General features: G+C 35.9%; 9 protein-coding genes. 2 read left to right on the top strand and 7 right to left on the bottom strand.

Going from position 1 to position 12,043, the window contains the following annotated elements; translation table 11 throughout:
* The 3 genes from SLH48_RS11455 to SLH48_RS11445 all read right to left on the bottom strand — a co-directional run.
* Positions 1-477: ABC transporter permease (locus tag SLH48_RS11455; RefSeq protein WP_320258252.1), on the bottom strand; the 477-nt coding region annotated here is incomplete at its 3' end.
* A 1-nt stretch (position 478) separates the two neighbouring features.
* Positions 479-1,411: an ABC transporter permease gene (locus tag SLH48_RS11450; RefSeq protein WP_320258251.1), complete on the bottom strand. Its 933-nt coding sequence runs from the start codon at positions 1,409-1,411 to the stop codon at positions 479-481.
* Positions 1,412-1,544: 133 nt separating this feature from the next.
* Positions 1,545-3,203, bottom strand: coding sequence for a peptide ABC transporter substrate-binding protein (locus SLH48_RS11445; protein ID WP_320258250.1), 1,659 nt, complete (start codon positions 3,201-3,203; stop codon positions 1,545-1,547).
* Between the two features lie 576 nt (positions 3,204-3,779).
* Between SLH48_RS11445 and trpS the strand changes: the two genes are divergently transcribed.
* Positions 3,780-4,772 (top strand): tryptophan--tRNA ligase, encoded by a 993-nt coding sequence (trpS, locus tag SLH48_RS11440; protein WP_320258249.1) that lies wholly within the window; start codon positions 3,780-3,782, stop codon positions 4,770-4,772.
* Between the two features lie 205 nt (positions 4,773-4,977).
* The gene (locus tag SLH48_RS11435; protein WP_320258248.1) at positions 4,978-7,071 is read left to right on the top strand and encodes a methyl-accepting chemotaxis protein; all 2,094 of its coding nucleotides are present in this window, start codon (positions 4,978-4,980) and stop codon (positions 7,069-7,071) included.
* Positions 7,072-7,176: 105 nt separating this feature from the next.
* Here the strand turns inward: SLH48_RS11435 and opp4C are convergent, their stop codons facing one another.
* From opp4C to SLH48_RS11415, 4 genes are all read right to left on the bottom strand, one after another.
* Positions 7,177-8,082 (bottom strand): oligopeptide ABC transporter permease, encoded by a 906-nt coding sequence (gene opp4C, locus SLH48_RS11430; protein WP_320258247.1) that lies wholly within the window; start codon positions 8,080-8,082, stop codon positions 7,177-7,179.
* A gap of 13 nt (positions 8,083-8,095) precedes the next feature.
* On the bottom strand, positions 8,096-9,061 hold the full coding sequence (opp4B, locus tag SLH48_RS11425) for an oligopeptide ABC transporter permease (RefSeq protein ID WP_214482610.1): 966 nt from the start codon (positions 9,059-9,061) through the stop codon (positions 8,096-8,098).
* 34 nt (positions 9,062-9,095) lie between these two features.
* The gene (opp4A, locus tag SLH48_RS11420; protein ID WP_320258246.1) at positions 9,096-10,865 is read right to left on the bottom strand and encodes an oligopeptide ABC transporter substrate-binding protein; all 1,770 of its coding nucleotides are present in this window, start codon (positions 10,863-10,865) and stop codon (positions 9,096-9,098) included.
* Between the two features lie 194 nt (positions 10,866-11,059).
* Positions 11,060-12,043, bottom strand: a complete 984-nt coding sequence (locus SLH48_RS11415) for an ABC transporter ATP-binding protein (protein ID WP_320258245.1) — start codon at positions 12,041-12,043, stop codon at positions 11,060-11,062.

The following is a 12,043-nucleotide window of genomic DNA, read 5'->3' as shown; positions in this document are numbered from 1 at the left end:
AACAGCTGTTAAAATATCGGCGATACGCATTAATATTTCATCCGTACGCTTGCCAAGATAACCAGCTAAACCACCCCAAATGATACCGATAATTAAATCAATTGTTGCAGCAGCTAAACCGATAAACAACGAAATTCGTGCACCATGCCAAATTCTAGTAAACACGTCACGACCTAAGCTATCAGTGCCAAACCAATGTTCACTTGAAGGTGCTTTGTTCGCTTGGGTTAAATCATTTGTAGCATAATCATATGGGGTCAAGCTTGGACCAACCCATGCCATAATTCCGAGTATGAACAATAAAAAAATACCGAATACAGCTAATTTATTGCTTTTAAAGCGTAGCCAAACATCTTTCCAAAATGTGATGCTTTTCCCTAATTTTTCTGCTTCATGTGCTTCAGATTTTGTTCTTTCGAATAATTCTTTAGGTAAGTTTTGTTGTATCGTTTGTGATTCTTCTAATTGTTTATCCATATTAATCCCCCTTCTCTTGAGCAAGCTTAATACGAGGATCAATTAATCCATATAATATATCCACTAAAAGGATTGAAACGAGTAACAATATACTATAAAACACAGTTACACCCATAATCGTTGTATAATCACGATCTGTAATCGACCGAACGAAGTGGCTACCTAACCCAGGAATACCAAATATACTCTCGATAACGAAGCTACCTGTTAAAATCCCAGCAGTTAGTGGACCCATATAAGAAACTACAGGCATTAAAGCATTACGAATCGCATGCTTGACGACGATAACCGTATTCTTTATTCCTTTTGCTTTCGCCGTTCTTATATAATCTGAAGCTAAGACTTCAAGCATGCTTGACCTAGTAAGTCGTGCGATAAATGCCAGCGGTGTCGACGCTAAAGCAATCGCAGGTAAAACATGGTAAGAGAATGATTCAAATCTTGCGACAGGAAATACCCCTAATTTTATCGCAAACACATATTGTAGGACCGATGCCATGATAAAGCTTGGTACAGATATCCCTAATACCGCTAAAATCATTACAGAATAGTCTTGCCATTTATTATGCCTGAGAGCTGAAATAACACCGAATAGTACACCAAAAGCAAGTGCTAGAAAGATAGCCTCCAGTCCTAGTATTAACGACACAGGGAATCCTGAATTAATAAAGTCATTTACAGATTGACCTTTGTATTTAAATGATGGGCCGAAGTCCCAGCTAGCCACTGAAACTAAATAATCAAAATATTGAACATACAATGGTTGATCAAGCCCATAATATTCATTTAATTTTTGCTGGATCTCCGGTGGTGGTGGCTTTTCCGAAGTAAATGGACCTCCAGGTGCTGCCTGCATGAGAAAGAAAGTAACCGTAACAATTAACACAAGTGCTATTAACATAAAGCCTAAACGCTTTACTATATATTTAAACAAGGGTTTACACCTCCACAATATTCTGACAAAACCCTAATCGTAAAGAATGGTATACGGAGAAATTCTCCATATACCATTACTTATTAATGCTATAAAACAGCTAATGATGTACATTTAATCATTTTAAAAAATATTATTCTTCTACGAAATAAGCCCATTTATATTGTGCATCACCTAAGCCGGATACTACAACATCTTTTAAATTATCTTTTTTCACGTACTTATTTGTGTAGTAATAAATTGGCATTGCAGGCATTTCTTCCATGAAGATTTCTTCAGCTTGTTTTAACAGATCTTTACGTTTTTCTGGATCAGTTTCAGTATTAGATTGGTTTAACAAGCTTTTATACTCTTCATTTTCCCAACGAGTGTCGTTGTTGCCACCAATTTCTTTGTAGATTTCTAAGAAGTTCATTGCATCGTTGAAATCACCTAACCATCCAAGACGAGCGATTTGGAAATCACCAGCATCCATTGCATCAAGGTGAACTGCAAACTCTTGGTTTAACAATTCAACTTCTACGCCTAGATTTTTCTTCCACATATCTTGAATAGCTTGAGCAATCTTTGCATGTGCTTCAAGAGTGTTGTATGAAAGTGTTATTGAAGGTAAATCATCAACACTTGCAAAACCTTCTTCAGCTAACCCTTCCTCTAAAAGCTGTTTAGCTGTCTCAATATCAGCATCTTTAAAGTAACCTTGATCTTCAGCTTCAGGGAAGATTGTCGGTGGTATAATTCCCAATGCTGGAATTTCTCCACCTTGAGAAATATTATCTACTATCGCTTTACGATCAATTGCATACGCGAAAGCTTTACGGATTTTTGCATTATTAAATGGTGCTTCTGATGTATTAAACTTGTACCAATAAACACCAGCAATTGGATTGATTGATAAATCACCTTGTTCCTTAAGGGTTGGCAGTGCTTCTGTAGGTAAATTACCTGTTGGGTTACCAGCCCAATCTAATTCGTCATTATCAAACATCGTTAATTCAGTATTTGCATCATTAATCATTACTATTTCAATTGTTTCAAGCTTAACATTATCCGCATCCCAATAATGTTCGTTCTTTTCTAAAATGATCTTATCGTTATGTTCCCAAGTAGTCATTTTGAAAGGACCGTTTGATGTATAGTCGTCTCCAGCATCTAAAGCCCAATCAGCGTTAGCTTCTGAGATTTTGCTATTTACCGGATAGTAAGTATAAAATGCTGTTAATTCTAAGAAATAAGGTGTTGGATTTTCTAATTGAACTTCAAGTGTCTTATCATCAATTGCTTTGACACCCACTTCATCAATAGACACTTCACCTTTTGAAGCTGCTTCAGCATTTTTTACATAATATAATTGATATGCATAGTTTGCTTCGCCTGAATTAAGGACCCATTTCCATGCATATTCAAAATCATTAGCCGTTACAGGATCTCCATTTGACCATTTAGCGCCATCACGTAGAGTAAATGTATAAGTAAGTCCATCATCCGAAACTTCTATGTTTTCAGCCATAGCTTCTTCAGGGCTACCTTCTTTACCAATACGAGTCAATCCTTCAAACGTCTGTAGCAATACTGCTGAAGAAGTCGTATCTTCTGCTAAACCTGGATTTAAAGTACTAGGCTCAGAATTATTATTAATTCTTAAAGTTTGGTTTTCTGCTAAAGCAGCTTCACCAGTAGTACCCGTATCTTCTTCTTTAGCAGGTTCTTCTTCTGCTGCACCACATGCAGCTACGAACACGCTCAAAGCAAGAATCAATGTTAGAAGTAATGACTTTTTTGTCTTCTTCATGTTGTGTTTCTCTCCTTTTCATTCATTTTTCATGTTGAGTAGTTTTAAAACCACAGAATTTATTATACAATTTTTCCTCTTGCTATGCATAAATTTTGATACGATAATGATTGATATCCCTGATACATTTACCATTTGACACGAATAAATAGTTCTATATACCTATAAAATAGTTGTGCTTATATTGTTTATTTTTGTATCTTCTTCAAAAATAAACCAATGAAATGTTTCCCTATTTGTCTTCTCCTTTCTAAATATGTATTTTTTCTCATATTAAATTGAATAAAAAAGTTCATAATTCTTTTACTGCAATAAGTTTTTTACTTACTCGGATTTACAGTCTTTAGTATGCTAATTTTCTTTGTTTTTATAATATAAAGTTTGCATTTACTATTTTTTTTTTATATAATTTTGCAATACTTATAATAATGTTAAAATGCTGGTTTTTCGTGCTTTAAACTAAAGATGATTAAATGATCAAACATCTTGCTTTTTTTCTATACATAATTCATTTTGTCATCTTGACATATTCAATTGTTCATTTTTTAGGAACTTAAATATAAGGAGTAAAATGATATGAAAACAATTTTTTCAGGCATACAGCCGAGCGGATCCATCACAATAGGAAATTACATTGGAGCAATGAAACAATTTGTAGAATTGCAGCATGAGTATCAATGTTATTTCTGTATTGTGGACTTACACGCAATTACTGTACCACAGGACAGATTACAATTAAGAAACAATACTCGAAGCTTAGCAGCTCTTTATTTAGCTGTAGGCATAGATCCTCAAAAGTCCACACTGTTCATACAATCCGAAGTACCTGCACATGCTGAAGGAGGATGGATGCTCCAATGTATTGCTCATATTGGTGAGCTAGAGCGTATGACACAGTATAAAGATAAATCATCAAATCGTAATGATGGAGTTTCTGCTGGCTTACTAACGTATCCACCTCTTATGGCTGCTGATATATTATTGTATAATACTGATCTCGTTCCGGTTGGGGAGGACCAGAAGCAGCATATTGAATTAACACGTGATTTAGCCGAACGCTTTAATAAAAAATATAATGACATCTTCACCATCCCTGAAGTTCGCATATCTAAGCATGGGGCTCGTGTCATGTCACTTGTAGATCCTACAAAAAAAATGAGTAAATCTGACCCAAATTCAAAATCATTTATTACATTACTTGATGATCCAAAAACAATTGAGAAAAAAATAAAAAGTGCAGTAACTGATTCAGACGGGATCGTAAAATTTGATAAAGAACAAAAACCAGGAGTTTCAAATTTACTTACGATTTATTCCGCACTAACCGATCTACCAATCTCATCAATTGAGCAACAATATGAAGGGAAAGGTTATGGAGTATTTAAATCTGAACTAGCTGATATCGTCAAACAGTCACTAGTACCGATACAAGAAAAATATTATCATTTAATGGAATCTAGTAAATTGGACGACATATTAAATGAAGGTGCTGAAAAAGCAAATGATACAGCAAATAAAATGCTAAGAAAAATGAAAAATGCGATGGGGTTAGGTCGAAAGATAAGATAGATTAACAGATCTCTCTTTACCTCCACTCAACAAAAGGTGTGACGTATTAAGAATCTAACGTCGCGCTTTTTGTTTGCAAAAAACTAAACGATTAATCCACTTCTATTTACCTTCCACACATAAGTAATTTTTCGATATCAATAGTTCCCTTTTCATAAATAATGGTATAATTGCTATAATTGATTATTTTAAGGGGGATTTTTGTGTGCGAAAAAATAAGAACACGATGAAAATAGCAAAAAAACAGCCAAATCGTACAAAAACAAAGATAAATATACACGGAATTGGCATTAAAATAAATTTGCTATTTTTAGTGTCTATGATTACTACTGGTTTGTTACTTATATTAATTATTACACCCTACGTCACAAAAAAAATGGAAGAAAATATACAAACTCAATCATTGATGGTTGCTGAAACTCAGTTACAATCATTACAGGGCTACGTTAATACAACAGTTGAAGAAATAACACTCATGTCAGAAATGCTAAAAAACGAAACTGATCAAAATATTAGTAAAGGTTATTCTAGAATGCGCTCTTCAAATTCTAAATTTTTAGATATTTACCATATTAACGATCGTGGAAATGAAGAGTTGAGACAAGGGTATTCTATCTCACCTTCAGATCGAAGTAATGATGAAGCATATCAGAATGCTATGCAAGCAGGTCTTTTCGTTGGCAAGGTTAAAGAAAGTAACTATACATTGGGACCCGTATTTACATTAGAAGTGTCTAAAGTAGTAACAGATTTAGTAAAAAAACCGATAGGTGTTATTGGTACATACATAGATATCCGTACTGCTTGGAGGGAACTTAGAGGAACTGCATCAAATACAGACCAAAACATGTTTCTCGTGTCATCTGATGGCTTTGGAGTTGCCTCAGATGAACAATCTCAACTGGAAACCAATGATCAGGAATTGATGTCATTTCTTGATCACGAAGGTGTAAGTGATATGGTTGCAAAAGTAGAAGGGAACGAGTTTGCGGAAGATGCTTCCCTATTAAGTGGGGTCGGAGTGTTTAAAGATGAAAATGGTGATGAGCAAGTAACTTCTTATGTATATGATCATGAGCTAGGAATTGCCGTCTTTGTAGATACACCTGTGTCAATCGCTTTTGGAGTAGTAACAGAAATACGAAATGTTATAATTCTTATCATCGTTATATCACAAATTGTGATTACATTTATTGCGTTTATCTTTTCAAATCGACTTGTAAAGCCATTGAAGAAATTGATGAACGTAGCTCAGCGTATTGCAAAAGGTGACTTAACGAATACGACAAACATCATGCGTAAAGATGAGATCGGTCAATTGGCCAAGTCATTTGATGATATGATTATTAGTTTAAATGGTATAGTTAGAAATACTAAAGAAGCCTCAAACGTAACCCTTAATACATCAGAACAATTGAGACAGACAGCTAACGAAGTCGCTATCTCATCTGAACAAATTACAGCAGCCATCGATGAAATTGCACAAGGCTCAGAGTATCAGGCTGCCATTAGTCAAGAAACTGACGACAAAATAGATCAGTTTATGGAGATTGCTACTCAAATAGATAAGCAAAGAAATGAGGTTGTTACTACAGCCGAAGAAACTCAAGATACGATTGTTGATAATCAAACGATTTTGGAGGATGTCATCACTGGTGTTCAAGCATTGGCTAATGCGACAGATCAATCTTCTACTGAAGTAAAAATACTAGAAGATAGGACAAATCAAATTCGTACAATTCTTGAAACTTCAAGAGATATCGCTGATCAAACAAATTTATTAGCGTTAAACGCGAGCATTGAAGCTGCACGAGCTGGTGAGCATGGTAAAGGCTTTGCAGTTGTTGCTGATGAAGTACGAAAGCTTGCAGAAGAAAGTAGAAATGCCTCTAACAAAGTAGAAGAGATTATTTCAAGTGTGCTTGATTCCATATCGAATGTGAATAAAACAATGATACAAAGTATTGAACAAGCGCAAAAAGAAACTGAGGCAGCCGCAAAAGCAAAAACGGCTTTACTACAAATAAATGCATCGATGGATAAAGTTGTACTTACGATCAATTCTATGAATGATTTATTAGGAGAACAAAAAACAAGTGTCACTTCAATTCAAGACCATTCAAAGCAATCTTCATCTTATGCGATGGAAACAACTTCAAGTACGGAGGAAGTTGCAGCTTCAGCTACTGAAACAGCTGCTAATATGGCCACTGTTAGTGAACAAATTGAGAATTTATTGTCAATGTCACAAGAACTAAATAAATCTGTTGAACGATTTAAAGTAAAGCAAGACAACTAGAAAAATTAACGCATTCATGTGTCTTGTATAGCTCAAAAATAGTCAGTCCCGATTCGCTATATTCATATATAGGACAAGGGACTGACTATTTTTAAGTTCTCCTTCTTATCGAGCTGATTTTGGGTTAAAGGCATCTTTTAAGCCCTCTCCTATAAAATTAATAGATAAAATAGTTAACGTTAATATTGTTGCAGGAGGCACCCAAATCCATTGCTTGTTTTGAAGTGTATCCGTTTCTCTAGCAACTGACAACATATTTCCCCAACTTGGGACGGTTTGTGGAACTCCAAACCCAAGAAAGCTTAAACCTGTCTCGGCAACGATCATACTTGCAAATAAGAGCGATGCTTGAACAATAATTGTTGATGCTACATTCGGGAGCAAATGCCTTATAATAACTTTAATTGGTGAACACCCGATTGATTGTGCTGCTAAAATATACTCATTTTCTTTTTCAGCAAGTATTTTACTCCGTACTATTCTTGCAACGCCTCCCCATGCTAGTACACTAATAATACCAATCAATACCCAAACACCATTTACTTTCCCTATAAAAATAGAATTTACTACAATTACGAATACTAAAAAAGGAAAATTCAAAATAAAGTCAGTAAATCTCATTAAAGCTCCATCAACAAAACCTCCGAAATACCCTGCAATCGACCCAATAATTGTTCCTAGCAATATGATCAAAAATGTACACGACATACCAATCACTAACGATATTCTACCACCATAAAGCAAGCGAGTGAAAACGTCGCGCCCGCTTTTATCAGTTCCAAACCAATGATCTGTTGAAGGGGCAAGTCCCATCTCCCCTACATTCACTCTTGTAATATCAGCAGTCGTTACATACGGTGCTAAAAACGATATGATACATATGAAAACAAGAAAAACAGCGCTGATCATGGCAAGTTTATTCTTTAAGAATTTACGACGAGCAATGGCCCAAGGGGATTGATTCTTTCTTGCTTTTTTCACCTTGGTTGTTTGATCGGTTTCTACTTCCATACAACCATTCCTCCTACTCTACTCTAATTCGAGGATCGACTATACCGTATAAAATATCTGCTATTAAGTTCCCTATTAACGTTAATAGTGACAACATCATTACGATCGCCATCACAACTGCATAATCTCTACTATTTATAGATCCTATGAATAAATTACCTATACCTGGATAAGAAAAAATTGTTTCAGTAATAATTGCACCACCTACAAGTGCTGCAAAATCAAACCCTAAAAAGGTAACAAGCGGAATGATTGAATTTCTTAAAATATGTTTATTATAAATTGTTGATTCTTTCGTCCCCTTCGCTCTAGCTGTTCGAACAAAATCTTTTCGACTACTTTCGATAATATCATTACGTAAAAACTGCGTATACGACGCCGTACTAAATGCTCCTAGTACGATTGCGGGTAATAAGACATGATGTAATCTACTTTGCCAATATGCTAGTGTACCTTCTTCTAGACCGATCGTGACTGAACCATGTGAAGGAAACCAACCGAGTTCAAATGCAAAGAAATATATTGAGACGATAGCGGCAACAAATGAAGGAATTGCTAAAACTAAATAGTTAAAGCCACCTATCGTATGGTCAGCAATTGTATAAGGCTTTCTACCCGCATAACTTCCCATAAAAAAAGCGAGGATATACGTAATTAATAAAGAAGTAACGCCTAGCAAAATTGTATTAGGTAAACGCTCAAAAATGACTTGTTCTGCTGGAATTTTATATTTTGTAGATTTTCCAAAATCACCTTGAACAAAGTTAGTTATCCAACGCTGATACTGAACAGGAATTGGATCATTGTATCCTAGTTTTTCTCTCATTTCCTCAATATACTCTGGATTAGTATTTGACGGATCTATTTCTCCACCAAGTGGATCCCCTGGCATGAGCATTGCCAGGGAAAACACTACAAAGGAGATAAGGAGTAACATCGGTATCATGCCAAGTAATCTTCTTAGTATGAATTTAATCATCATCATTCTCCTTATCTAGCATTATTGAAAATTGTTACTCTGAAATATACCAAAGGTGAACATCATTTTGTGCACCTATTGAGTTAATATGTGTCCCTTGAAGCCTATTATTCACTGCCCATAGGTCATACAACTCCATAATTGGTAACACCGGCACTTCTTCATTAAAGAATTGCTGCCATTCTTTATAGATTTCCATGCGTTTTTCCGTATCAGTACCTACAATTTCCATATCTAATGCATCGTCTAACAGTCGGTCATTTTCAGCATCTACCCAACGAGTGTAATTGAACTTAGCATCCGACCCCCATAATGGTGATGGATCTGGGTCTGTCCCGGTATACCAACCACCATAGAAGACTTCAAGCTCTCGGTCATCATTTTCAAGCATGTCATAATATAAATTGACTTCAATTAAACCACCAGTCGCAAACTGAGCATCAAGCCCAACGTCTTGCCAATATTGAAGGATTGCTTGTGCACGTGCTTCATAAGTCGGATTACTCGTAGCATAATGTCCAAACTTAACGGTGAATTTTTCCCCAGATGGATTATCTCTCAATCCATCACCATCAACGTCAACATAACCTGCTTCATCTAGTAACTCCATTGCTTTTTCAGGACTATATTCAAATTGATTCGTTAATATGGCATTTTCAGCAGCAATCCAGTGCACAGAAGGAACGGGTCTATTAACTGGTTGTGCTAAGCCACTGAAAAATGCATCAACCCAAGCTTGACGGTCAATTGCGTACAACATCGCTTGCCGTAGTTTTTTATCCTGATATTTCTCAATATTCATGACGTTTTTATCGCCATCCCACTCTCCCATTTTGAAGCCAATATAGTAATATGATAATCCTGGTATTTCTAATAGATCGATGTTATTTAATGCTTCAACTTCGCCTAAATTTGAAGGGTGAACACCCATCATATCTACTTCGCCATTCTCAAGTAAGCCTTTCGTTAACGAGCTGTCTATCACTTTAACTACAACCCCATCTAAATATGGCCTTCCTTGATAATAGTCATCAAAGCGCTCCATCTCAACATATTCGCCAGGAACAATTTTTTTTACTTTAAATGGACCTAATCCAACTGGATTTTGACGAACCTGAGGTGATCCAGACATATCTTTCACTTCGATTCCTGCAAATTCAGTTCTATTCATTGGATATGTCCATAAATTCTCTAAATTATTGACTCGAGCCTTATCAAATGTAATTTCAATCGTATAATCGTCAATGACATTTAAGCCGCTTATATTGTCAGCTTCTCCAGCACGATATTCTTGCGCACCTACGATATCACTAACATTCACAAAACGAACTCCGTCATAGTCTGGATGTGCGATCGTTTCCAATGAAAATACCCAATCGTGAACAGTCAATTCATCTCCGTTATGCCATTTTACGCCTTGTTGGAATGTGAAAGTGTAGTTAATGTTGTCGTCTGTTGCCCAGTCAGCTATACCTGGAACGTATTGAAGATTATCGTCAACACCAATTAAATTTTCATCAAAAAAAGATAAAATATCACCGTCAACAGACCCATCATAAAAAGCAAAGTTAAATAAACCATCAAATTCTGATTCTACAGCGTACGTTGCCACTCCACCTTCAGTAGGCCCCTCTTCTACCACTTCTTCTTCATTTTCTTCTGTCACTTCTTCTTCATTTTCTTCTGTCACAGGATCCTGACTATCTCCGCTTTTTGATTCACCATCATCACCTCCGTTACACGCAGCTAGGAAAAATGAAAGTACTAATAGCAATGACATAACAGTTAACTTATGTTTTTTCACAAAAACACCCCCGAGTTATAATTTTTCCCCTAAATTCACGTTGCTTAACTTGGCTGTTTTCTTATGAGATATTGCTTTAATACAGAAAGATAGCTACATATATCGAATGGTTGATGTCATCTTGCCGTCTCTAAAATAGTTGTATATTCTTATCCTCATCTAGCTAATAAATAGTGAAAAAACGAAAAGAGCCTTTAATATAGATGACAAGCAACTGAATGTCCTTGTTTCACCTCCTTTAAAGACGGCTTCACTTGTTCGCACTCCGGCTTTGCGTGTACACAACGAGGGTGAAATGGACAGCCTGTTGGAGGATTTGCCGGACTAGGGACATCTCCATGTAAAATAATACGCTCTTTCTTTGCCATAGGGTCTGGTTGTGGAATTGCTGATATAAGTGCTTGTGTATATGGATGTAGCGGCATTGAGTATAAACTATGATTTTCACCGATTTCTACTATTCTACCTAAATACATTACTCCAATCCGGTCACTCATATGTTTCACTACACTTAAATCATGTGCAATAAATAAATAAGTTAAGTTGAAAGCACTTTGTAGTTCTTTAAGTAAATTAAGGACTTGTGATTGCACAGATACATCTAGCGCAGATACAGGCTCATCAGCTATGATAAATTTTGGCTTTAATGCTAGCGCCCTTGCGATGCCAATACGCTGCCTCTGACCACCAGAAAACTCATGGGGATATTTGAAATAACAGTCCCTAGGTAAGCCGACTTTTTCTAGCAGATTCATAACCTCATCTTTTAAATCTCTTTTAGTAATTTTAGAATAATTTCGTATAGGTTCAGAAATGATATCACCAATCATTTGTTTCGGATTTAATGACGCATATGGATCCTGAAAGATCATTTGAAAATTACGTCTTAATTTTTGTAATGAACTTCCTGCAACTTTAGTAATATCTTGTCCTTCAAATACAATACTTCCATCTGTTGGGGCTATCAACCTTAGCAACGTTCGGCCAGTTGTAGTCTTCCCACAGCCTGATTCTCCAACGAGGCCAAATGTTTCACCTCTTTTGATAGCAAATGATACATCGTCAACTGCTTTTACTTGCCCAACAGTTCTACGAAAAAACCCTCCTTTTATTGGGTAATATGTTTTTAAGTTCTTAATTTCAACTAGAGAGTTTTCATTATCCATTGCTCTTAACAT

This window comes from Cytobacillus sp. IB215316, assembly GCF_033963865.1.
GTDB classification, from domain to species: Bacteria; Bacillota; Bacilli; order Bacillales; family SM2101; genus Nanhaiella; species Nanhaiella sioensis.
The sequence above is the reverse complement of the archived record's forward strand: the minus strand, read 5'-3'. Positions and strand labels throughout refer to the sequence as shown.